General features: G+C 75.9%; 15 protein-coding genes. 5 read left to right on the top strand and 10 right to left on the bottom strand.

The features are described 5' to 3' along the window. Positions 1-113: 113 nt before the first annotated feature. The 3 genes from LV78_RS34035 (at position 114) to LV78_RS34025 (ending at position 5451) form a co-directional block, all read left to right on the top strand. On the top strand, positions 114-2963 hold the full coding sequence (locus LV78_RS34035) for a ribonucleoside-diphosphate reductase subunit alpha (RefSeq protein ID WP_253850096.1): 2850 nt from the start codon (positions 114-116) through the stop codon (positions 2961-2963). Continuing rightward, complete coding sequence (locus LV78_RS34030; RefSeq protein WP_253850095.1) at positions 2960-4036, top strand: ribonucleotide-diphosphate reductase subunit beta; 1077 nt, start codon at positions 2960-2962, stop codon at positions 4034-4036. Before LV78_RS34035 ends, LV78_RS34030 begins: the two co-directional genes overlap by 4 nt. 179 nt (positions 4037-4215) lie before the next feature. Beyond that, entirely contained in the window at positions 4216-5451 is a 1236-nt protein-coding gene (locus tag LV78_RS34025; protein WP_253850094.1) for an Nramp family divalent metal transporter, read from the top strand. 202 nt (positions 5452-5653) lie between these two features. Here LV78_RS34025 and LV78_RS34020 read toward each other — a convergent pair whose 3' ends face one another. After that, a complete protein-coding gene (locus tag LV78_RS34020; RefSeq protein ID WP_253850175.1) occupies positions 5654-6862 on the bottom strand; it encodes an MFS transporter in 1209 nt (402 codons plus the stop codon). 46 nt (positions 6863-6908) lie between these two features. Between LV78_RS34020 and LV78_RS34015 the strand changes: the two genes are divergently transcribed. After that, on the top strand, positions 6909-8099 hold the full coding sequence (locus LV78_RS34015) for an ROK family protein (RefSeq protein WP_253850093.1): 1191 nt from the start codon (positions 6909-6911) through the stop codon (positions 8097-8099). A 633-nt stretch (positions 8100-8732) separates the two neighbouring features. On the opposite strand, the gene LV78_RS34010 is transcribed toward LV78_RS34015, so the two are convergent. Then, positions 8733-10046 carry a helix-turn-helix domain-containing protein gene (locus LV78_RS34010; RefSeq protein WP_253850092.1) on the bottom strand — a complete coding sequence of 438 codons (1314 nt, stop codon included), beginning with the start codon at positions 10044-10046 and terminating at the stop codon, positions 8733-8735. A 236-nt stretch (positions 10047-10282) separates the two neighbouring features. Here LV78_RS34010 and LV78_RS34005 point away from each other — a divergent pair, with 236 nt between their 5' ends. Next, positions 10283-12697 (top strand): AfsR/SARP family transcriptional regulator, encoded by a 2415-nt coding sequence (locus LV78_RS34005; protein WP_253850091.1) that lies wholly within the window; start codon positions 10283-10285, stop codon positions 12695-12697. On the opposite strand, the gene LV78_RS34000 is transcribed toward LV78_RS34005, so the two are convergent. From LV78_RS34000 to LV78_RS33965, 8 genes are all read right to left on the bottom strand, one after another. Beyond that, positions 12651-13895: a sulfate adenylyltransferase subunit 1 gene (locus LV78_RS34000; RefSeq protein WP_253850090.1), complete on the bottom strand. Its 1245-nt coding sequence runs from the start codon at positions 13893-13895 to the stop codon at positions 12651-12653. The two genes, LV78_RS34005 and LV78_RS34000, sit on opposite strands and share 47 nt — an antisense overlap. Then, positions 13895-14821: a sulfate adenylyltransferase subunit CysD gene (gene cysD / locus LV78_RS33995; RefSeq protein WP_253850089.1), complete on the bottom strand. Its 927-nt coding sequence runs from the start codon at positions 14819-14821 to the stop codon at positions 13895-13897. The genes LV78_RS34000 and cysD overlap by 1 nt, the downstream gene beginning before the upstream one ends. Next, the gene (gene cysC, locus LV78_RS33990; RefSeq protein WP_308208788.1) at positions 14818-15510 is read right to left on the bottom strand and encodes an adenylyl-sulfate kinase; all 693 of its coding nucleotides are present in this window, start codon (positions 15508-15510) and stop codon (positions 14818-14820) included. Before cysC ends, cysD begins: the two co-directional genes overlap by 4 nt. 70 nt (positions 15511-15580) lie before the next feature. Continuing rightward, entirely contained in the window at positions 15581-16840 is a 1260-nt protein-coding gene (locus tag LV78_RS33985) for an FAD-binding protein (protein WP_253850088.1), read from the bottom strand. Next, a complete protein-coding gene (locus tag LV78_RS33980) occupies positions 16837-18429 on the bottom strand; it encodes an alpha-amylase family glycosyl hydrolase (protein ID WP_253850087.1) in 1593 nt (530 codons plus the stop codon). Before LV78_RS33980 ends, LV78_RS33985 begins: the two co-directional genes overlap by 4 nt. Continuing rightward, positions 18429-19403: an aldo/keto reductase gene (locus tag LV78_RS33975; protein ID WP_253850086.1), complete on the bottom strand. Its 975-nt coding sequence runs from the start codon at positions 19401-19403 to the stop codon at positions 18429-18431. Before LV78_RS33975 ends, LV78_RS33980 begins: the two co-directional genes overlap by 1 nt. Position 19404: 1 nt before the next feature. Further along, on the bottom strand, positions 19405-20817 hold the full coding sequence (locus LV78_RS41875; RefSeq protein WP_253850085.1) for a glycosyltransferase: 1413 nt from the start codon (positions 20815-20817) through the stop codon (positions 19405-19407). Beyond that, on the bottom strand, positions 20810-24295 hold the full coding sequence (locus LV78_RS33965; RefSeq protein ID WP_253850084.1) for a thiamine pyrophosphate-dependent enzyme: 3486 nt from the start codon (positions 24293-24295) through the stop codon (positions 20810-20812). The genes LV78_RS41875 and LV78_RS33965 overlap by 8 nt, the downstream gene beginning before the upstream one ends.

Genomic DNA, 24295 nt, shown 5'->3' with positions numbered 1-24295 from the left:
TCGTGGGAGGGCCGCGCGGACAGTCGGCGCGCGCCCTCCGAACGCGCCCGGCTGCGGCGTGCCCCCCTCTCGTGAGCCCCGGCGGTGTCCGGCTCGCGAGGAGAGAGAGGGCTGTGCCAACCACAACCACACCCGCCGCTGTCGCCAAGGCCCCGGTCCGGGTGGTCCGCCGCGACGGCGCGGTGTCGGCGTTCGACGCCACCAAGGTCTCGGTGGCGATGACCAAGGCGTTCCTGGCGGTGGAGGGTGACGGCGCGGTCGCGTCGTCCCGGCTGCACCCGCTGGTGGAGGAGCTGACCGGGCAGGTCGAGGCCGCGCTGCTCAAGCACGTGCGGCCCGACGTGGCCCTGCACGTCGAGCAGATCCAGGACCAGGTCGAGCTGGTGCTCATGCGCGGCGGGCACCACGCCGTCGCCCGCGCGTACGTGCTCTACCGGGAGGAGCGCGCCAAGGTCCGGGCCGTGGCGCCCACCGCCACCCCGACCTTCCGGGTCACCCACCCGGACGGGCAGGTCACGCCGCTGGACTGGGACCGCGTCGCCGCCGTCGTGGCCGAGGCGTGCGCCGGGCTGACCGACGTCAGCGCCGACACCGTCCTGGCCGAGACCCGCCGCAACCTCTACGACGGCATCACCGTCGACGAGCTGGCCACCGCGCAGATCATGGCCGCCCGCACCCTCGTGGAGACCGAGCCGGACTACTCGTTCGCCTCCGCCCGGTTGCTGCTGGACAAGCTCCGCCGCGAAGCGCTCAGCCACGTCGCGGGGCGTCCCGTGGAGGCCACCGGCGAGCAGATGTCCTACGTGGACTACTTCCCGGCGTACGTCGAGCTGGGCGTGTCCGTGGACCGGCTCGACCCCGAGCTGCGGACGTTCGACCTGCCCCGCCTGGCGGCGGCGATCCGGCCCGAGCGGGACCTCGCGTTCGACTTCCTCGGGATGCAGACCCTGTACGACCGCTACTTCCTGCACGACGACGGCGTGCGCTACGAGCTGCCGCAGGCGTTCTTCATGCGCGTCGCGATGGGCCTGGCGCTGCGCGAGGACGACCGCGAGGCGCGCGCGATCGAGTTCTACGGGCTGCTGTCCTCGTTCGACTTCATGTGCTCCACCCCGACCCTGTTCAACTCCGGCACCACCCGCCCGCAGCTGTCGTCCTGCTTCCTCACCACCGTGGACGACGACCTGGACGCGATCTTCCGGGGCTACCGCAACAACGCCCTGCTGGCCAAGTACTCCGGAGGCCTCGGCAACGACTGGACGCCGGTGCGCGGCATGGGCGCGCACATCAAGGGCACCAACGGGCAGTCGCAGGGCGTCGTGCCGTTCCTGAAGATCGCCAACGACACGGCGGTCGCGGTCAACCAGGGCGGCAAGCGCAAGGGCGCGGCCTGCGCGTACCTGGAGACGTGGCACGTCGACGTCGAGGAGTTCCTGGAGCTGCGCAAGAACACCGGCGACGACCGGCGGCGCACGCACGACATGAACACCGCGAACTGGGTGCCGGACGAGTTCCTGCGCCGGGTCGAGGCGGACGCCGAGTGGACGCTGTTCTCCCCGGACGAGACCCCGGACCTGCACGAGCTGTACGGGACCGCGTTCGCGCAGCGGTACCGCGCCTACGAGGAGGCCGCCGACCGAGGTGAGATCCGGGTGCACCGCAGGGTGCGCGCGGTCGACCTGTGGCGGCGGATGCTGACGGTGCTGTTCGAGACCGGGCACCCGTGGATCACGTTCAAGGACCCGTGCAACGTGCGCTCCCCGCAGCAGCACGCGGGCGTGGTGCACTCGTCCAACCTGTGCACCGAGATCACGCTGAACACCAGCGCCGACGAGGTCGCGGTCTGCAACCTCGGGTCGATCAACCTGGCCAACCACGTGACGTCGGCGGGCCTGGACCGGGACCGGTTGGCGCGCACCACCCGCACCGCCGTGCGGATGCTCGACAACGTCATCGACATCAACTTCTACACCATCCCCGAGGCGCGCCGCTCCAACCTGCGGCACCGGCCGGTGGGCCTGGGCCTGATGGGGTTCGCGGACGCGCTGTTCGCGCAGCGCATCCCCTACGCCTCAAGCGAAGCGGTGGAGTTCGCGGACCTGAGCATGGAGCTGATCAGCTTCCACGCGCTGGACGCGTCCGCCGACCTGGCCGCCGAGCGCGGCTCGTACGAGTCGTTCGACGGCTCGCTGTGGAGCCGGGGCGTGCTGCCGATCGACTCGATCGCGCTGCTCGCCGACGCGCGCGGCGGCGTGCTGGACATGGACACCTCCAGCACTCTCGACTGGTCCTCGGTGCGGGACAAGGCGCGGCGCGGGATGCGCAACTCCAACGTCATGGCGATCGCGCCCACCGCGACGATCTCCAACATCTGCGGCGTCGGGCAGTCCATCGAACCGCTGTACCGCAACCTGTTCGTCAAGGCGAACATGTCCGGCGACTTCACCGTGCTCAACCGGCGCCTGGTCGCCGACCTCAAGGCGCGCGGGCTGTGGGACGCGGCGATGGTGTCGGACCTGAAGTACTTCGACGGCGCGCTCACCGCGATCGACCGGGTGCCCGCCGAGCTGAAGGCGTTGTACGCCACCGCGTTCGAGCTGTCCTCGGACTGGCTGATCGAGGCGGCGTCGCGGCGGCAGAAGTGGATCGACCAGGCGCAGTCGCTGAACCTGTACCTGGCCGCGCCGAGCGGCCGGGCGCTGGACGAGCTGTACCGGCTGGCCTGGCGCAAGGGGCTCAAGACCACCTACTACCTGCGCTCGGCGAGCGCGACGCACGTGGAGAAGTCCACCCTGCGCGGCACGGACGGCAAGCTCACCGGCGTCACCCTGCCGCCCGCCGCGACCCCCGCCGCCCGTCCTGCGGCGCCGTCGCCCGCGACCGTCCCCGAGCCCGAGCTGGTGCTGCCCGCCGAGGGCGCGGCCTGCTCCATCACCGACCCCGACTGCGAGGCCTGCCAGTGACCACCACCCCCGACGCCGCCGACACCACGGGCCTCGGCGAGATCGAGCGCGGCGCCGGCCGCGTGCACGTCGACGACAAGGCGATGATCAACGCCCGCGCCGACGTGAACCAGCTCCTGCCGCTGAAGTACCACTGGGCGTGGGAGAAGTACCTCGCGGGCTGCGCGAACCACTGGATGCCCACCGAGGTGTCCATGCAGGCCGACATCGCCCTGTGGCGCTCCCCGAACGGCCTGACCGCCGACGAGCGGCACGCGATCAAGCGCAACCTCGGCTTCTTCGCGACCTCGGAGTCGTTGGTGGCCAACAACGTCGTGCTCGCGGTGTACCGCAACATCACCAACCCCGAGTGCCGCCAGTACCTGCTGCGCCAGGCGTTCGAGGAGGCCGTGCACACCCACACCTTCGAGTACATCTGCTCCTCGCTCGGCCTGGACGAGGGCGAGCTGTTCAACATGTACCGCGAGGTGCCGTCGATCACCGACAAGGCGGCGTGGGCGCTGAAGTACACGAAGTCGTTGGAGGACCCGGAGTTCCGCACCGGCACGCCCGAGGCGGACCAGGCGTTCCTGCGCGACCTGGTGGCGTTCTACGTGGTGTTCGAGGGCATGTGGTTCTACACCGGGTTCGCGCAGATCCTGTCCCTGGGGCGGCGCAACAAGATGGTGGGGATCGCCGAGCAGTACCAGTACATCCTGCGCGACGAGTCGATCCACCTGAACTTCGGCATCGACGCGATCAACCAGATCAAGATCGAGAACCCGCACCTGTGGGGCGAGGCGTTCCAGGCCGAGGTGCGCACGATGCTCACCGAGGCGTGCGAGCTGGAGATCGCCTACGGCCGCGACACCATGCCGAACGGGCTGCTCGGGCTCAACGCCGAGCTGTGCGAGCAGTACATGCGGTTCATCACCAACCGCAGGTGCGCGCAGCTGGGGCTGGAGCCGGTGTTCGCCGCGACCGAGAACCCGTTCCCGTGGATGTCGGAGGCGGTGGACCTGAAGAAGGAGAAGAACTTCTTCGAGACCAGGGTCACCGAGTACGCCTCCGGCGGCACGCTCGACTGGGACTGAGCCGCGCTGGGCCGGACCCGTGCCGCGCTGAGCCGGTCCGGCGGCCTGGTCCGGGCGGGGCCGTCGCCTTCGGGCGGCGGCCCCGCCGCGTCCCACGGGGCGGACCGGGGAGTGGTCCGCCCGCGTTGCTGCCAATAATGTGCAACAGCCACTCAAGTGCAACTGGAGGGAGGGGCGCCGTGGCGACCACCCGCGTCACCCGTGCCACCCGCGCGACCCGGCTCCGCTCGGGAACGGCCCTGCTCGGGCCCGCGTTCGTCGCGGCCATCGCCTACGTCGACCCCGGCAACGTCGCCACGAACACCGCCGCCGGGGCCCGGTACGGGTTCCTGCTGGTCTGGGTGCTGGTGGCCGCGAACGTCATGGCCGGACTGGTCCAGACCCTCTCCGCCAAGCTCGGCCTGGTCACCGGCCGCTCGCTGCCCGAAGCGGTGCGCGACGGCCTGTCCAGGCCCGCGCGGCTGGCCTACTGGGCGCAGGCCGAGGGCGTGGCCGTGGCCACCGACCTGGCCGAGGTGGTCGGCGGCGCGATCGCCCTGAACCTGCTGTTCGACCTCCCGCTGCTGCTCGGCGGGGTGATCACCGGCGCGGTGTCGACGGTCCTGCTGGTGCTGCGCGACCGCAGCGGGCAGCGCGCGTTCGAGCGGGTGATCACCGGGATGCTGCTGATCATCGCCATCGGCTTCGCCGCGGGTCTCCTGCTCTCCCCGCCGCCCGCCGAGGCGCTGGGCGGGCTGGTGCCGCGCTTCGACGGGGTGGACAGCGTGGTGCTGGCGGCCGGGATGCTCGGCGCCACGGTCATGCCGCACGCGGTGTACGTGCACTCGGCCCTGGCCCGCGACCGGCACGGCCGGGCCACCGGCGACGCCCTGCGCGGGCTGCTGGCGGCCACGCGGGTGGACGTGGTGCTGGCGATGGTCGTGGCGGGCGCGGTGAACCTGTCGCTGCTCCTGCTCGCGGCCACCGCGCTGCGCGACGTGCCCGGCCTGGACGGCCTCGACCAGGTGCACGCGGCCATCGGCGACGCCCTCGGCGGCGGGGTGGCGCTGCTGTTCGCGGTGGGCCTGCTGGCGTCCGGCCTGGCCTCCACGGCGGTCGGGTCGTACTCGGGTGCGGTGGTGCTGGAGGGCCTGCTCGACGTGCGCGTCTCCCTGCTGACCCGCCGCCTGGTGACGCTGGCGCCCGCGCTGCTCGTGCTCGCGGTGGGCGCGGACCCGACGCAGGCGCTGGTGTGGTCGCAGGTGGTGCTCTCGTTCGGCATCCCGTTCGCCCTGGTGCCGCTGGTGCGGCTGACCTCGTCGCGCGCGGTGATGGGGGAGCACGCGAACGGGCGCGGCACGCGGCTCGCCGCGTGGGCGGCGGCGGTGGCGGTCATCGCGCTGAACGCGGTGCTGCTGGTGCTGCTGGCGCGCTAGCGCGGCCCGCCCCGGACCGGGGGCGGGCCGCGACCGATCTCGTCCCGGCCGGGGTGCGCCGAACGCTTTCAACAATTTTTCGGTCCGCCCGGACGCGCGCCAGGTGAATTCACGGGTGGCCGCCCGATTAATTCTGGATTACCCGCAGCCCCGGCCGGGATCACGCCTGCGGGCGATAACCCGGAGGCGTCGCGCGGGCGGCTCAGGAAAACTGCTGCTTGCGCGCCGCGTATCCCATCACGGCAGCCGCGCCGATCATCACGGCGATCAGGGTGAACGCTTTCGGCAAACCGAAGTCCTCGGCCAGGAAACCGATCGTCGGCGGGGCCAGCAGGATGCCGCCGTAACCGAGCGTGGAGGCGAACGCGACCCCGGACGGACCACCGATCGCGCCCGCCCGACCGATCGCCACCGGGAAGATGTTGGCCAGGCCGAGTCCGGTGGCAGCCAGCGCCACCAGCACCACCGGCAGCGCAGGGGCCAGCGCGGCCACCAGCGCGCCCGCGCAGGCCAGCGCCCCGCCCGCGACCACCACGACGGTCTGCCCGAGCCGCTCCAGCAGCGCGACGCCCGCCAACCTGCCCGCCGTCATGGTGCCTTGCACGATCGCGTAGCCCGCCGCCGCGACGCCCTCGCCGCCGCCCAGGTCCGAGGTGATGTGCAGCGGCACCCAGCTGTCCAGCGCGCCCTGCCCGTAGGCCGCGCACAGCGCGATCGCGGCGAACAGCGGCAGTCCCGCCCGCAGCCGGGGGAGCAGCCTGCGGCCCCCTCCTCCGCGCGCGTCCCCCTCCGGCTCCTGCCGGTGCGAGGACGGCAGCGGACGGGTGAGCAGCACCCAGCCGCCCGCCGCCGCCGCGACCACGCCCAGCGGGGCGACCAGCAGCATGTGCGCGGTGGGGGACAGGTGCGGCGCGAGCAGGCCGCCCGCCCCCGCCCCGGCCAGGCTGCCCAGGCTGTTCGCCGCGTGCAGGCTCGGCATGATCGGCCTGCGCAGCGCGGCCACCAGGTCCACCGCGACGCTGTTCACGGCTACGTCGATCGCGCCGTAGGCGACGCCGAACACCAGCAGCGCCAGGCCGAGGCCCACCGCCGTGCGCGGCAGCGTCGGCAGCACCGCGCTCACCGCCAGCAGCGCGGCGGCCACCACCGTGACCCGCCCGCTGCCCAGCCGTCTGCACAGCCCGCCGGTGACCGCCATCGTGGCCACCGCCGAGCCGGTCATCGCGAACAGCGCGAGGCCGAGCGTGGCCGGGCTCGCCGACACCTGCTCCTTGACGGCGGGGATGCGGACCGCCCACCCGGCGAAGACGAACCCGCCCAGGGCGAAGAACCCCGTCGTGGCGATCCGCACCAGCGCCAGGTCGCGCGCGTTCGCGCCCGTCACGGCGGACCCAGGGGATAATTTGTCCATTGGCGTCACAAACCCAGTCTAGGAACGCGCGGTGCGGAGGGCAAAGATGGCACGGGGGAACTCCCTGGTCGGACGAGCGCTGGAGCTGGTGCACACCGGCCGGGTGCGCGTCCGCGCCGAGCTGACCGCGGCGCTGGGCACCACCCGCACCACCGCGGGCGCGGTGCTCGCGGAGCTGGCCGGGCTCGGCCTGGTGCGCGTGGACAGCAGCCCCGGCGCGCCCGGCGACGCGCCGGGCAGGCCGTCGCACCGGATCGCGCCCGCGCCCGGCGGTCCCGTCGCGCTGGCCGCCCAGGTGCACGTGGACGGATACCAGGTCGCGCTCGTCGGGCTCGGCGGCGAGGTGGCCGCGCGGCGCACGCGCGCGCTGGTCGTGCCCGCCGAGCCGGAGCTCGTAGTGCGCGCCGCCGTCCGGGAGGGCGTGCGGCTGCTGCGGCGCAGTGGGCGGGCCTGCGTCGGCGCGGGGCTGGCGGTGCCGTCGGCCGTGGCCGAGCCCGACGGGACCGCGCTCAACCCGCTGCACGTGGCCTGGAGCGCGGGGGTGCCGGTGCGGGCGATCATGGCCGCCGAGACCGCGCGGGCCGGGCTCCCCGGCGGGGCGGACGTGGCCAACGACATCAACCTCGGCGCGCTCGCCGAGCACCGGCACGGGGCCGGACGGGGCGCGGCGCACCTGCTCGTGGTGGCGACCGGGCGGCGCGGGGTCGGCGGGGCGCTCGTGGTCGACGGGGCGCTCTACCGGGGTGGGGCCGGGCTGGCGATGGAGGTCGGGCACCTGACGGTCAACCCGAGCGGCAGGCCGTGCCACTGCGGGGGGCGGGGGTGCCTGGACGTGGAGGCCGACCCGCTGGCGCTGCTGGCCGCCGCCGGGCGGTCGCCGGAGGGGTCGGGGTCGCCGCTGGACCGGGCGGTGGCGCTGCTGCCGGAGCGGGCGGGCGACCCTCGGGTGCGGGCGGCGGTGGACGGGGCCGTCGACCTGCTGGGGGTGGGGTTGGCGGGGCTGGTGAACGTGCTGAACCCGGACCGGGTCGTGCTCGGGGGGCTGCACGGGCACCTCCTGGCGGCGGAACCGGAGCGGCTGGCGGCGGCGGTGGCCGGGTGGAGCCTGTGGGGGCGCAGCGGGGCGGTGCCGCTGCGGCGGGCGGAGCTGCGGGACTGGAGCCTGGTGGGGGCGGCGGAGCTGGCGTGGCAGCGGGTGCTGGACGACCCGGTGGGGGTGTTCGGGGCGGGGGGTTGAGGTGGGAGGGGGAGCCGGGACGGGGTGGGCCGCGAGGCTGGAACGGGTAGCGGGTAGCGGGTAGCGGGGGCGTAAGGCGGGGCCGCGAGGCGGGTGCGGGTGGCGGTGGCTGGAAAGCGCAGGTCGGAGGGGTGCGGGGCAGAGGTCGTGTTGTGTCGGCCGTGCGGTGGGCGTCGTGAAGCGGGTGCCGCGTGGTGGTGGTTGGGCGGCGGGGGCCGTCAGGGGGCGGAGGTCAGAAGGGTGCGGGGCTGAGGCCATCCGGTGTCGGCCGTGCGGTGGGCGTCGCGAAGCGGGCGCCACGTGGTGGTTGGAAGGCGGGGGCCGTCAGGCGGGTGGTGGAGGTCGGGGGGCGCGGCAGAGGTCGTGCGGTGGGCGCCGTGTGGCGGGGGTTGTGCGAGACGCGGGTCCGGGTGGGCGCGGGCGGTGGCGGGGCCTGCTGAGCGCGGCGGGCACCGACGGACCGGGGGGGCAGGCCCCGCGCCCGCCGCCTACGCCGCGCCCAGGGCGGTCCGGCGCAGGCCCGCGTTCGACCCGGCCTCGTGGCGCGCCGAACCGGGGCGTCGCCTCGCCGCGCGCCCGCCTCCGCCCTGGTCACCTCGGGCCTGGTCACCCCGGTCCCCGCCTCGGGCCTGGTCACGCCGCGCGCCGGGCTGCGCCGCCCCTCGTCCGCGCACCCTCCTCGGCCTCGGGGCTGACCGCGTGGGCCCCCGCCTCGGGCCTGGTCGCCTCGGCCCCGACCCCGACCTCGGCCACCGGCGCGCACAGGTGCCGCACCAGGATCGGCACCCGCAGCCGCGCGGTCGGCGCGTTCGGGGTCGGCCGCAGCACGCCCGCCGCCAGCAGGCCCCGCAGCAGCCCCGCGCACGCCGTCCCGGCCAGGCCCGACGCCCGCGCCGCGTCCGCCACCGACCAGTCCCGGCCCCGCGCGGCCAGCGCGCGCAGCAGCGCCCGCTCCCCGGCGCCCAGCCCGCCCAGCGCCCGGCGCACCGCGCCCGCCGTCCCGCCCAGGAACGCCACCGGGTCCTGCGCCACGTGCCCGCGCAGCTCCTCCGGCTCGTACAGCGCGAACCACGACGCCAGCGCCTCCAGCGCCGACGGCACCCCGTCCGCCCAGCCGACCAGCGCCGCCACGGCCTCCGCGTTCGCCTCGACCACCCGGAAGTCCGGCCGCACCCGCCGCGCGTGGCACGCCAGCAGCGCCACCGACGGCAACCGCGACACCGCCTCCGCACCGGTCGCGCCCCGCTCCGGCACCGCCAGCGGCGCCAGCGGGAACACCCGCTCGCCCGGCAGGCCCAGCGGGCCCGACGCGGTGATCAGCACCCGCAGGTCCCGGCAGTCCCGCAGCGCGGGCAGCACCCGCTCCGCGCCCGCGCGCCCACCGTCGAGCACCAGCAGCGTCGCCCGTCCCGCCCCGGCGGGACGGGCCCGGTCCAGCAGCCGCTCCGGCCACGACGGGCCCGCGCCCGCCGGGTAGCGCGGGTCGGTGGAGTGCCACAGCACCGAGAACCCCTCCGCGCCGTGCAGCACCCCCGCGACCCCCAGCGCCAACCGGGTCTTGCCCACCCCGCCGAGCCCGGTCACGGTCACCAGCCGCTGCGCCCCCGTGCGCAGCGACGACGCCAGCGCGCCCACCTCGGCCTCCCGGCCGAGCAGCGCGTCCAGCGGCGACGGCGGGGCCACCGGCCCGGCGTGCGCCTCGTCCGCCCCGACCCGTCCGCCCGCGACCCCGGACAGCGCGGCCCGCTCCTGGCCGGACAGCCCCAGCGCCCCGGCGACCAGCGCCACGGTGCGCCCCCTCGGCCGCGCGCCGGTGCCGCGCTCGATTTCCCGAATGGTCCGCACGCTCACGCCGGACCGGTTCGCCAATTGCGCCTGGGTCAGGTCGTGGCGCACCCGGTGCCGCTTGAGCAGAAGTCCCAGTTCCGTGTTCGGCCTTGTTCCCATGCGACCCCGTTCCACGTGGTTCTGCTGCCTTTGCGCGCTCTGCTACGGTCAGTTTGCCAAGGCCGATACCGCAACGATTCCCCATCGCTTCCCAGTGCGGAAAACCGATGTGCATCCGAGTGAACATGGCCTGCGAGTGTTTTGTCGGCGGATTTTGTGGCGAGTCCCGTGCCTGGTCATCGCGTTCGTGCTCCCCGGTGACCGAGGGCGGTCGGCGGCAACTGGGGGAGGACCACGTGGAGTTCCGGCTGCTCGGACCACTGGAGGTGTGGGCGGGCGCGCGGCGCGTCCCGCTCGGCGGGGCCCGGTCGGAGTGCGTGCTCGCCGTGCTGCTGCTGGAGGCGGGCCGGGTCGTGTCGCTGCCGACCCTGCTCCAGGCCGCGTGGGGAGCGCAGCCGCCTCCCACGGCCGTCAACCAGGTCCGCAAGATCGTCGCCGAGCTGCGCAGGCGGGTGCCCGGCGGCGCGCGGGTGATCACCACCGACGGCAGCGGCTACCGGGCGGACGTCACCGAGGAGCGCACCGACCTCGGCGTGTTCGACCGCTGCCTGCGGCAGGCCCGCGAGGCGGCGGCGGGCGGGGACGCGCGGGCCGAGACCGCGCACCTGCACGAGGCGCTCGCGCTGTGGCGGGGACCGGTGCTGGCCGGGCTGGACAGCCCGGTGATCGGCCCGGCCGCCACGATCCTGCAGGAGCGCAGGCTCGCCGCCGCCGACCGGCTCGCCGAGCTGCGCCTGGCCGGGGGAGAGGGCCGGGAGCTGGTGCCGGAGCTGCACGCCCGCCTCGTGGAGGACCCGCTGCGCGAGAGCACGCGCGGGCAGCTCATGCTCGCGCTGTACCGGGCGGGCCGCCAGGCCGAGGCGCTGCGCCTGTACCGGGAGGGCCGCAGGCTGCTCGGGGACGAGCTGGGCGTCGACCCCGGCCGCGAGCTGGCGTCGCTGCACGAGCGGATGCTGCGCAGCGACCCCGCGCTCGCGGGCGTGGAGCGCGCGCCCGCCGCGCCGGTGTTCGCCGCGCCGCCGCAGGCGCTGCCCTACGCGATGGCGGACTTCGTCGGCCGCGCCGCCGAGCAGGAGCGCATCCGCGAGCGGGTGCGCGAGGGCCGGGGCGGGCTGACCATCATCGGCCTCGACGGGATGCCGGGCGTCGGCAAGACCTCGCTGGCCGTGCACGTCGCGCACGGGCTCGCCGAGGAGTTCCCGCACGGCCGCTTCTACGTCGACCTGCACGGCCACTCGCCGGTGCGCCCGCCGGTCGGTCCGGAGGAGGCGCTGGAGGTGCTGCTGCGCCAGGCGGGCGTGCCCTCGGACCGGCTGCCGCCGGGCACGGTGGGCCGGGCGGCGCTGTGGCGGATGCGCACGGCCGGGCGCAGGCTGGTCGTGCTGCTGGACAACGCCGTGGACACCGCCCAGGTGCGCCCGCTGCTGCCCGGCGCGGCCGACAGCGTCGTGGTGGTCACCAGCCGCAGCAGGATCGCCGGGCTGGACGGGGCGCTGACCCTGTCCCTGGAGCCGCCGCCGCCCGACGAGGTGCTGCGCGTGGTGGAGGGCGTGCTGGGCGCGGACCGGGTGGCCGCCGAGCCGGAGGCCGCCCGCGAGCTGGTCACCGCGTGCGGCGGGCTGCCGCTGGCGGTGCGCATCGCCTGCACCCGGCTGCACAACCGGCCCGCCTGGAGCATCGCGCACATGGTGGAGCGGCTGCGCGACCGGCGCGGCGGGCTGGGGGAGCTGGCCGTGGAGGACCGCAGCGTCGCGGCGGCCGTGGGGCTCTCGTTCGAGGAGCTGGAGCCCGCGCACCGGCGGGTGCTGCGGCTGGTCGGGGCGCTGCCCTCGGCCGACTTCGACGCGCACCGGGTGGCGGAGCTGGCCGGGCTCGCGGTGGACCGCGCCGAGGCGGTGCTGGAGCGGCTGCTGGACGTGCGGCTGCTGGCGCAGCGCTCGCCGGGGCGGTACGCGGTGCACGAGGTCGTGCGGGCTTACACCAGGGGCTTACCGGGGCCGCCTGCCGAGGCGGCGGACGCGGACGTGGACCGAGACGGGAACGACGCCGGGAGCGCCCGGAGCGCGGGCGGCTCGGGTTGGGCAGTCGGCGCGAGTGGCTCGGGCGGCGCAGTCGGCGCGGGTGGGGGACCCGCTGGCGGCTCGGGCGCCGACGAGCTCCCCGGCGGCGGAGGACCAGGGGGAGGCGCCTGCGGCGGCGAGTCCCCGCACGGCGCTGGCGGCGAGCCGCCGCACGGCGTGAACGGCGAGCCCCCGGACGGCACTGGTGGCGAGCCCTCGCGCAGCGCGAACGGCGGACCCCCGCACGGCGTCGGTGCCGACAAACCCCCGGACAGTCCCGCCACCGCCGCGAATCCGCGCGGCGATCGCACCCCGAAACCCGACCGCACCCCGGACCCCGACCGCGACGCGGGGCTGGGCTCGCCGCCGGACGCCCGTGACCGGGGGACCACCGCCGCGAACCCGCGCGGCGATCGCACCCCGAAACCCGACCGCACCCCGGACCCCGACTCCGACCCCGACGCGGGGCTGGGCTCGCCGCCGGACGCCCGTGACCGGGGGACCACCCCCGCCACCGCCGCGAACCCCGACCCGTGCGCCCCGGTCAGCGCGTCCCCAGCACCATCCCCGCCGCCGCTGTCCCCCCGCTGACCTCGTCGACCAGCGCGAACGCCCCCGTGGACCGGCTCTCGGCGTACCGGTCCACCGCCACCGGCCCGTCAAGGCGCAACCGCACCACCCCGATGTCGTTGAGCGCCAGCTCCTCGGCGGGCCCGCGCTCCAGGGTCGCCACGTCCAGCCGCGACCCCACCGACTCCACCACCGCCCGGCGCTCCCGCGTGGTGTGCCGCAGCAGGTACCGCCCGCCCGGCCGCAGCGGCTCGTGCGCCAGCCAGCACACCACCGCCTCCAGGGCGCGCGCCACCTCCGGCTGCCGCCCCGAGCACAGCAGCGCGCCCCGGCCCGCGTCCAGCTCGTCGGCCAGCCGCACCACCACCGACCGGCCGACGCCCGCCCGCTCCAGCGGCCCGTCGGCGGTGTCGATGCCGGTGATCACCGTGCGCCACCCGTCCGGCTGCGCCACGACCTCGTCGCCCACGGCCAGCCCACCCGCGGCGACCCGGCCCGCGTAGCCGCGGAAGTCCGCGTGCGCCTCGGTGCGCGGCCGGATCACCAGCTGCACCGGCAACCGACCGCCGGGGTGCCGCTCCGGCTCCAGCTCCAGCTCCTCCAGGTGCCGCAGCAGCGGCGTCCCGCCGTACCAGGGGGTGCGCTCGGACGGCTCCACCACGTTGTCGCCGTGCAGCGCCGACAGCGGCACCGCCGTCCACGACCGCACGCCCAGCCGCCGCGCCACCGCCCCGAACTCCGCCGCGTGCCGCTCGAACACCTCCGCCGAGAAGCCCACCGCGTCCATCTTGTTGACCGCCAGCACCACGTGCCGCAGCCCCAGCAGCGCGGCGATCGCGGTGTGCCGCCTGCCCTGGTCGGTCAGCCCGGTCCTGGCGTCGAGCAGCACCACCGCCACGTCCGCGGTCGACGCGCCGGTCACCGTGTTGCGGGTGTACTGGACGTGGCCGGGCGTGTCGGCCAGCACGAACGAGCGGCGCGGGGTGGCGAAGTAGCGGTGCGCCACGTCGATCGTGATGCCCTGCTCCCGCTCGTCGCGCAGCCCGTCCACCAGCAGCGCCAGCTCGGGCCGGTCGAACCCCCGGCGCGCGCTGTCGCCCTCCACCGCGGCCAGCTGGTCCGCCAGCACCGCCTTGGCGTCGTGCAGCAGCCTGCCGATCAGGGTGCTCTTGCCGTCGTCGACGTTCCCGGCCGTCGCCACGCGCAGCAGTCCCGGCATCAGAAGTACCCCTCCCGCTTGCGGTCCTCCATCGCGGCCTCGCCCGACCGGTCGTCGGCGCGGGTGGCCCCGCGCTCGGTGAGCGCGCTGCGCGCCACCTCGGCCACCACCTCGTCCGGCGTGGCCGCCGTCGAGGCGACCGCGCCGGTGCACGTGGCGTCGCCGACGGTGCGGTAGCGCACCGACTCCACCGACACCGGCTCGCCCTCGGCGGCCGGGGTGAACTCCGTGACGGCCACGAGCATCCCGTCGCGGCGCACCACGGGCCGCCGGTGCGCGTAGTAGATCGACGGCACCGCGACGCCCTCGCGGCGGATGTAGCCCCACACGTCCAGCTCGGTCCAGTTCGACAGCGGGAACACCCGCACGTGCTCGCCGGGCCGGTGCCTGCCGTTGTACAGGTCCCACAGCTCGGGGCGCTGGTTGCGCGGGTCCCAGCGGCCGAACTCGTCGCGCACCGAGAACACCCGCTCCTTCGCGCGGGCCTTCTCCTCGTCGCGGCGCGCCCCGCCGATCACCGCGTCGAAGCGGTGCGCGGCGATCGCGTCGAGCAGCGGGGTGGTCTGCAACCGGTTGCGCACCCCGTCCGGCCGCTCGGCCACCCGGCCCGCGTCGATGGCCTCCTGCACGGAGGCCACCTCCAGGTGCAGGCCCAGCTCGGCGACGGTCCGGTCCCGGAAGGCGATCACCTCGGGGAAGTTGTGCCCGGTGTCCACGTGCAGCACCGGGAACGGCACCCGGCCGGGCCAGAACGCCTTGCGCGCCAGGTGCAGCACGACGATCGAGTCCTTGCCGCCGCTGAACAGCAGCACGGGCCGGTCGGAGGTGGCGACCACCTCGCGCAGCACGTGCACCGACTCGTCCTCCAGGTCGGTCAGCGCCGCCTCCCGGTCGAGCCCGGAGGCGGCCTCGGCCGTGGCGCTCACCGCAGCACCCCCGCGTCGACGAGCAGCGCGACCACCCGGTCGGCGGTGCGCGCCACGTCGTCCTCGGTCCCCAGCCGCAGCTCCGGCTCGGCGGGCTCCTCGTAGACGTCGTCCACGCCGGTCAGGCCGGTCAGCTCGCCCGCGCGCTGCCGGGCGTACAGGCCCTTGACGTCCCGCGCGGCGCACCGCTCGACCGGGGTCGCCACGTGCACCTCGAAGAACGGGGCCCCGTCGGCGCGGTGCCGGTCGCGGACCCGCGCGCGGGCGTCCCGGTAGGGCGAGATGACCGCCGCCAGCACCAGGACCCCGTTGCGGGCCAGCAGGTCGGCGACGAACCCGATGCGCTCGATGTTGATCTCCCGGTCGGTCCGGGAGAAGCCGAGCCCTGCGGACAGGGTGCGGCGCACCTCGTCGCCGTCGAGCACCTCGACCCGGCCCGCGGAGACCCTGGCGGCGACGGCGCGCGCCAGGGTGGACTTGCCCGAGCTGGGCAGGCCGGTGAACCAGACGGTGGCGCCGCGCGCGGTGCTCAGCACCTCCGGGGGGCGGGCCGCGGTGGAGCCGGGCGCCGGGGCTTCGGGCGCGGTGGAGCCGGGCCTCGGGGCGTCGGGCTCCGGGGAGCGGTGCGCGGCGACGTGCCCCGTCGGGTCGCGCCGCGCGGTGGCGGGCTGCTTGGCCGTGTCTGCCATCTTCCTCGTCTCCGGTTGTCTCCGGTCGTGTCCGTTCGGCGGTGCGGTCGTTCGGCGGCGCTGGCCGGGATCAGGGCGAGAGGCCGGGGTGCCGCCGGGTGAAGTCGTTGGCGAACCGGCCCTCCGGGTCGTAGCGGCGCACCAGGTCGGCGAAGTCGTCCACCCGCTCGTAGCGGGCGGCCACCGCCTCCGGGGTCGACGTGGTCGTCTTGGCCCAGTGCGGGCGCGGGTCGAACGGCTCCAGCGCCCGCTCCACCGCCGCCACCGCCGCCAGCGCCGCGGTCGGCTCGGGGTCCCAGGTGAAGTGCACGCTCGCGCTGGCCCTGCCGTAGCAGGGGCTCAACCACAGCCCGTCCGGCGCGACCGTGCGCACCTCGCACACCTGGAGCGCGGGCCGCACCTCGGCGCGCACCGCGTCCACGGCCCGCAGCGCGGCCGGGGCGTCCGCGATGTCGATCATGTACTCGGACTGCAGTTCGTCGCCGGAGCTGGGCCGCCCGTCCGCCCGGAAGTGCGGCAGCCGCTCGAACCAGCGGCCGGGGACCCCGCCCTGCTCGGTGCAGTCGGCCGGGTCGAGCCGGTCCACCGGGTGGCGGCGGCGGTCGGCCTCGACGGCGGTGAACCAGTCCCGCCCCACCGCCGACGGCTCCGGGTCGCCCACCCGCTGCTGCACCCACACCTGGGTCAGCGCCGAGCCCGCCCAGTCGGTGAACAGGCACACGCTGTGCGCGCACGAGACCAGCTCGGCGAAGTGCTCGTCCAGCACCTCCAGCGGCAGCCCCAGGTAGACCCGCTGCGCCACCTCGAAGCCGGGCACCAGGTCCAGCTCCAGCGCGGTGACCACGCCCAGCGCGCCCAGCGCCACCACGGCCCCGGCGAAGTCCGGGTCCGCGCGGTCCAGCCGCGCCAGGTCGCCGTCCGCGGTGACCAGCTCCAGCGCCGCCACCGACTCCGACAGCACGGGGTTCGCCACCCCGGAGCCGTGGCTGGCGGTGGCGCAGGCGCCCGCGACGTTGATGTGCGGCAGCGAGGCCAGCGTCGGCAGCGCGAACCCGGCCCGGTCCAGCTCCCGCGACAGCCGCGCGTAGTCGAGCCCGCCGGAGACCCGCGCCCGCGCCGCCGAGGAGTCCACCTCCACCACCGGCGGCAGGCCCGCCAGCTCCACCAGGGTGCCGCCGGGGCAGTCGGCCAGGTCGCTGAACGAGTGCCGGGTGCCCAGCGCGCGCACGCTGTCCGCGCCCGCCACCACCTTCCGCACCTCGTCCACAGTGGACGGGCGAACGATCTCGGCGGCCCGGTAGGTCAGGTTCCCGGCCCAGTTGCGGCTCACGGCTGCCCCACCCGCACCACGCGGCCCTCCAGCGCGCCCAGCAGCAGCGGGTCGGGGGAGAAGGAACCGGCGGGCCGGTCGGGGTCGCTGGACAGCGCCACCACGCCCGCCGCCCCGCCGGGCACCGCGAACCGCACCAGCTCCCCGGTCAGGTTCAGCGCCACCAGCACCCGCTCCGGCCCGGCCTCGCGCAGGTAGGCGAACACGCCCTCCGGGGCGTCCAGCAGCCGCTGGGTCCCCTCCCGCAGCGCCTTGCTCTCCTTGCGCAGCGCGATGAGCGAGCGGTACAGGGCCAGCAGCGACCGGGGGTCCCCGCGCTGCGCCGCCACGTTCACCTCGGCGACGTCGCGCGCGTGCGGCAGCCACGGCGTCCCGGTGGTGAACCCGCCGTCGGCGGTCCACGACATCGGGGCGCGCTGGCCGTCCCGGCCGTCCACGTCGTGCTCGCCTCCCGGCGGCAGCACCGCGTGCCCCATGCCGATCTCCTCGCCGTAGTACACGCACGGCACGCCGCGCAGGGTCAGCGCCAGCACCGCCGCCACCCGAGCCCGCGCCGCCCCGATCCCGGCGTCCTCCCCGCTCCCCGCGCCGTACCGCTCGGCCGTGCGCGGGATGTCGTGCGTGGCCAGCGCGTAGGTCGCCAGCGCGTCCGGCCGCGCCGCCCGCGCCAACCCCTCGACGCAGCGCCGGAACGCCGCCGCGTCCCACGGCTGCTCCCAGAACGCCACGTGGAACGCCGTCTGCATCCCGTCCCCGCCGAAGTAGGCGGCCAGCCTGGCGTCGTCGCTGATCGGCACCTCGCCCAGCGCGAACGCCCCGTGCTCGTCGAGCACCGAGCGCAGGTCGCGCAGCACGTCGTGCACCTCGGGCAGGTCGATGTTGCGCTGGCGCACCGACGGGTGCGACACGTGCCTGCGCGCCGACGCCACCTCGACGTCGTTGTCGCGCAGCAGCGGGTCCTTGAGCAGCCGGTGCGCCACGTCCACCCGGAACCCGTCCGCGCCCCGCTCCAGCCAGAACCGCCACACCGCGCGCATCGCGTCGCGCACCTCGTCGTTGCGCCAGTTCAGGTCCGGCTGACCGGGGGTGAAGCTGTGCAGGTAGTACTGGCCGGTGGCCTCGTCGAGCGTCCACGCGGGACCGCACCGCTCGAACGCGCTCAGCCAGTTGTTCGGCGGCCCGCCGCCCGGCGCGGGATCGGCCCACAGGTACCAGTCCCGCTTGGGGTCGTCGCGGCCGGACCGGGACGCGGTGAACCACGGGTGCTCGTCCGAGGTGTGGTTCATGACCAGGTCGAGCACCACCCGGATGCCCCGCCGGTGCGCCTGCTCCACCAGCTCGTCGAAGTCCGCGAGCGTCCCGTGCTCCGGGGCCACGGACTCGTAGTCGCTGATGTCGTAGCCGAAGTCCGCCTGCGGCGACGGGTAGAACGGCGAGAGCCACACCGCGTCCACGCCCAGCCACTCCAGGTGGTCCAGGCGCTCCAGCACGCCCCGCAGGTCGCCGACCCCGTCACCGCCGGAGTCGGCGAAGCTGCGCGGGTACACCTGGTAGAGCACCGCGTCGCGCCACCACGCCCCGCCCGCCACTAGACGTCCACCTTCGACATGTCCGGGTAGCGCTCGCCCTCGGCCCAGCCGGGCGGGGCCACCTCGTCCAGCAGCGCCAGCTCCTCCGGCGAGAGCGCCACCTGGAGCGCCGCCAGGTTCTCCTCCAGCCGCGCCACCGTCTTCGTGCCGGGGATCGGCACCACGTCCGGCCCCCGCGAGAGCGCCCACGCCAGCGCCAGCTGCGCCGGGGTCACCCCGCGCCCGCGCGCCACCTCGGCGATCCGCTCCACCACGGCGGCGTTGTGCGCCAGCGCCTCCCCCCGGAAGCGCGGCAGGGTGCGGCGGAAGTCGTCCGCGCCCAGCGCGTCGGGGGTGGAGAACCGGCCGGTCAGCAGCCCCCGGCCCAGCGGCGAGTAGGCCACGAACCCGACGCCCAGCTCCCGCAGCGCCGCCAGCAGCCCGCGCTCGGGGTCGCGGCTGATCAGCGAGTACTCGGTCTGCACGGCGGCGACCGGGTGCACCGCGTGCGCGCGCCGCACCGTCTCGGCCGACGCCTCGCAGATCCCCAGGTGCCGGACCTTGCCCTCCCGCACCAGCTCCGCCAGCGCCCCCCAGGTCTCCTCGACCGGGGTCGAGCGGTCGACGCGGTGCTGGTAGTACAGGTCGATGGTGTCCACGCCCAGCCTGCGCAGCGACCCCTCGCACGAGGTGCGCACGTACTCCGGCCGCCCGTTGACCCCGACCACGTCCCCGGCGCCGTTCTTGACGTTGCCGAACTTCGAGGCGATCACCACCTCGTCGCGCCGCTCCCGCACGATGCGGCCGATCAGCCGCTCGTTCTCGTAGGGCCCGTACATGTCCGCGGTGTCCAGCAGCGTCACCCCCAGCTCCAGGGCCCGCAGGATCACCCGCTCGGACTCCGCGTCGTCCCAGGCCCCGTAGAACTGCGACATGCCCATGCAGCCCAGGCCCAGGTCCGACACGACCGGCCCGCCGCTTCCCAGCGTCCGCACCTCACACCACCTCCGCGCTCACCGCCGCCCGCACCAACCGGCCCCAGTCGCCCAGGTGCCGGTCGGGCAGGTAGCGCTCCGAAACCCTGCGCCGAGCGCCCTCGCCCAGCCTGCGCGCCAGCGCCGGGTCGGACAGCAGGTCGCCCAGCAGCCGCGCCGCGCCCGCCACGTCGCGCGGGTCCTCCAGCAGCAGCCCCGACTCGCCGTGCACGACCTGCTCGCGCAGCCCGCCCACGGCGCTGGCCAGCAGCGGTCGCCCCTTCCACATCGCCTCGGTCGCGGTCAGCCCGAACCCCTCGGCGAGGCTCTTCTGCACCACCACGGCCGCGTGCCGCTGCAGCGCGTTGACCACGACCGCGTTCTCCCGCAGGTCGTCCATCGGCAGGCACACCAGGTGCACCCGCCGCCGCTGCTCCACCGGCAGCGCCGCCCACTCGACGCGGCACAGCTCGAAGAACCGCGCCGCGTCCGGGTCGTCGGACACGCCGGTGACGTCCGCGCCCGCCAGCACCAGCTCGGCCCCGTGCCCGCCGGAGGCCAGGAACGCCCGCAGCACCCCGGACATGTCCTTCAGCTCGTCCCAGCGCGAGACCTGCACCACCAGCGGCGTCGCCGGGTCCGGCGGCCCGCCCTCCCGGACCGCGACCACCTCCCGGCCCACCGTCACCGGCCCGCCCAGCGGCGGCGCGACCTCCACCGGCCCCCCGCCGCCGGACAGCAGCCCCGAGGCGCGCAGCACCGCCACCACCTGCCCGCCGTCCAGCTCGAAGTTCTTCGGCGAGCACGGGTCGATCGACGGCGGGATCACGTGCGGGCGCGGAGCCCAGTCCTGCCGCGCGCTCCCGGTCAGGAACACCGTGGCGTCGGCGCGCTCGACGAACCGGCGCAGGAACGCCCAGCCCTCGCGGGTGTGCTCGTTGGGCTCGTCGCGCGCGGTGTGCCGCCGCCACACCACCGTCGCGCCCAGCCGCCCGGCCTCCTCGACCAGGCCCGCCGGGTGCGCCTCGTGCACCACGACCACGTCACCGGGCCGCACGAACCCGGCCAGCCCGCGCGCGTTCTGCGCGGTCACCCGCCGGTAGTGCGCCAGCTCCGCCGGGCCGAGCGCCCCGTCGTCGGCGGGCTCCCCGTAGAGCCGGGTGCACAGCCGCTTGGTGGTGGCCCAGAACTCCTCGTCGCCGTCGATCACCAGCCAGCGCGCGTCCACGCCCAGCGCGCGGGCCAGCGGCAGCAGCGCGTGCAGCAGCTCGGCCACCCCGCCGCCGCCCGCCGTGGAGTTGACGTTCCACACGGTCCGCCCGCGCAACGCCCGCGCCGTCAGCGCCGCGTCCGCGCGCACCGCCGCCAGCCGCTCCTCGCCCAGCGCCGCCGCGTACGGGGCGAGCGGCACGGCCTCCACCGGGATCTCACGCACGGGAGACCCCCTCGTGGACGGCGGCGGGCGCGGGCCGCTCGAAGCCCTCGGTGATCCACACCCCGGCCCAGAACTCCGGGTCGCCGGGCAGCACCAGCTCCACCAGCGTCGGCCCGTCGACCTCGGCCGCGGCCCGCAGCGCCTCGGCGAACGTCTCCAGCCCGGCCCGCGCGTTCACCGGGTCCAGCCAGTCGCCCAGGTCCACCCGCCGCGACCGCACGCCCAGCGCCTCGGCGAACTCGGCGTAGCGCATCCCCGCCGCGTTGTCGAGGTAGTGGTGCGAGCCGTTGTCCAACCACCCACTGGGCCGCGACTGCTTGCGCAGCGACACCGCCCCGCCGTTGTTGCACACCACGAACGTCACCGGCGCGGACTCCTGCACCGCGGCCACCAGGCCCTGCATGGAGTTGGTGAACCCCTGGTCGCCCAGGGTGCAGAACACCTTCACGCCCGGCTCGCCCAGCGCCAGCCCGGTGGCCACGGTGATGCCGGAGCCGACGAACCCGCCGTGCCCGCCGAACACCCGCAGCCCGCGCGGCAGCGAGTCGTACTCCTCCGAGAGCGCCCCGCCGAACATCTGGCTGTCGTCCACCAGCACCGGCGGCCTGCCCGCCCGCGCCGCCGACGCCAGCGCCAGCGCCACGCCCCGCCGCAGCTGCGCGGCCTGCTCGGGCACCGCGTGCGCCCCGGCGCCCGAGCGCACCCGCTCCGCGTCGTACCAGGGCCGCTCGGGCGCGCCCTGCGCCGTCGCGGCCAGCGCGCGCAGCGCCCCCGGCACGTCCGGGCCGACCAGCGCGTCGTCCGGCCCCAGGTAGCCGTTCTTGGCCACCGCCGACGGCTTGGAGCTCACCGCCACCTTCGCGCAGCCGGGCAGCGGCCCGACCACCCTCGGGTACATGTTGCGGTCCTCGACGGTCACCAGCAGGTCCGCCTCGGCCAGCAGCGCCCGGTGCTCGGCGGAGGCCGGGTCGTACCAGCCGAGGAACGAGGGCACGTCCTCGACGTCCAGCCGCTCGAACAGCATCGGGCCGCGCTTGTACTTCACCTGGAGCACCGGGGCCCCGGTGGCGGCGCAGAACTCGGCCAGCGCGGCCCGGACGCCCCGGTGGTTGAACGCGTAGTCGTCCAGCAGCACCACCGGCTTGACCGCGCCCGCCACCAGCGAGGCCGCCGCGCGCAGCGACTCCGCCTCCGGCTCAGGGGCGGCGGGCTCCCCGGCCGGGGGCACCGCGTCCAGCGGCACCCACTCGGCCTCGGCCACGTCCTGGGGCACCGCGAACAGCACCGGCCCGTGCGGGGCCAGGCGCACGTCGTCCAGCGCCGAGGCCAGGTCGGCGGTGAAGCGCTCGGCGTAGACCGCCCGCTCCGCCGGGTCCGAGGGCACCGGGCCCAGCTCGTAGGAGGACTTCGCGAACTCGGCGCTGGCCCCGATCAGCCCGTGCTCGCCGTGCGGCGGCAGGAACGGCGCGGAGCCGGTGGAGGGCAGGCCCACCACGGCCAGCGCGCCCATCTCGTTGCGCCGCACGTCCGCCAGCGCGCCCAGCGCGTTGGTCAGGCCGCGCGCCCCGTGCAGCACCGCCGCGCCCGTGCCCGGCGACAGCCTGCTCGCGCCGCCCGCCTGGAACAGCGACTCGCGGTCGCCGCGCCCGTTGACCAGCAGGCCCAGCCTGGCCAGCGCGTCGCACAGCGCCAGCTCCGAGGTGCCCGCGTAGGCGAACGCCACCCGCGTGCCCGCCCGGCGCAGCGCCAGCGCCACCGCCTCGGCCCCGGTCATCCTGGCCTCGTCCCCGTCCGGCAGCGCCTCCAGCACCACGTGCCGGATCGCCGAGGCCGAGCCGCGCAGCACCGAGGCCACCGCGGCCACGAACGCGTCCTCGCCCAGCTCCCGCACCAGCGCCAGCACCAGCCCGTTCGGGGTGCCGCCGGGACGGGTGAGCAGGGACCGCACCACCGCCGAGACCGTCGCCCCGGTCGTGCAGGCCGCCCGCACCTGCGCCGGGTACAGGCCGAACGCGGCCAGCGCCCGGTAGTCCACCCGGTCGGCGACCACCTCGAAGCCGACCTCGGCGGCGTTGCCCGCGTCCACCTCGTCGAACGGGGCCCCGCCGTCCTGCGCCAGGGTGACGCGCAGCCGGTAGGCGCCCGGCCGGGCGGGCACCCGCGCGCGCACGGTCACCCGCGCCGAGCCCTGCGGCGGCAGCGAGCGGGGCAGCGCCGAGCGGATCTGCTGGGTGGCGACCTCCTCGCCGTCGCCGTCGAGCCAGCGGTGCACCACCCGCACCGGGTAGGGCGGGGCCGGGGTCAGCAGCCCGGTGCCGGTGTTGCGCACCGCGCAGTCCACCGCGATCAGGCTGCCCGCCTCGACCTGCGCCAGCGCGGGCTCGTCGACGGTGATCCCGACCTGCCGCTCCTCGTCGGTCAGCGGGTCGCCCAGCGCCCACAGCCGCCGGGGCCGCACGCCCACCTGGTCGAACATCTGCCACTGGCCCTGCTCGTGCACGCGGGTCCGGTTCGCGCCGAACCCGGCCCGCGCGCCCTCGACCAGCGCGTTCGGGGCCAGCACCAGCGCGTACACCTCGCGGGCGGGCAGGTTCACCACGCCGACGAGCTCCCACCGGCGGCGGTCGACCACGGCCACCGCCGCGGTCTCCACCGAGGTGGCGGCGTGCCGGTGCGGGCTCAGCCCCACGAACAGGTAGCGGTCGGTCACCACCAGGCCGCGCGGCCAGCCGGGCAGCGGCAGGCGCTCGGCGCGGGACCCCGCCGCGTCTGCGGCGCTCTCCGCGCAACCGGCGCCTGCTGCGCCTGCTGCGCCTGCTGCGGGGAAGCGCACCAGGTCGCCGGTGGCCGAGTCGCACACCAGCCAGCCCTCGTCGTCGTGCCACGGGTTGTGCGGCGCGGTCAGGCCCTCCAGCACCGGCTCGCCGCTCTCCAGGTCCACCACCCGGCCGGTCGCGGGCTTGCCGCTCTCGTCCCAGCCCCGGCGGCGCAGGAACTCGCCGAAGCCGCACACCACCGTGCGGTCGCCGTAGCGGGCCAGGCTGTTGAGGTGCCAGCTGTCCGGCTCGCCGGGGGCGCGCCAGCGCCACAGCACCTCGCCGCCCGCGCCCACGCACTGCACCTCGTTCTGCATGGTCGCCGCGACCAGCACGCCCGCGTCGGTGGCGAGGATGTCGTGCGGGGTGGAGACCCCGTCCAGCCGGTGGTAGCGGCGCACCCCGGTCTCGTCGTAGACCACCAGCTCGGCCGGGCTGCCGTCGGCGCTCCACAGGCACCGGTAGAGCAGCCCGCCGGAGCGGTCCAGCCCGGAGCTGGAGATCCGGTCGATCTCGTCGACCGAGTCCCCGATGGCGAACAGCCCGCCGCCGATGGTGTGGTGCGCGTCGAAGCAGGACGCCAGCAGGGCGTGCCCCTCGGGCAGGTACCCCGCCAGGCCGATCAGCTCGACGCGGTTGTCGGTGTTGGTGCTCAGGCTCAC

It is taken from the genome of Actinosynnema pretiosum, assembly GCF_024171695.1.
In the GTDB taxonomy this organism is placed as follows: Bacteria; Actinomycetota; Actinomycetes; order Mycobacteriales; family Pseudonocardiaceae; genus Actinosynnema; species Actinosynnema pretiosum.
This window is presented reverse-complemented; position numbering and strand designations above follow the sequence as displayed.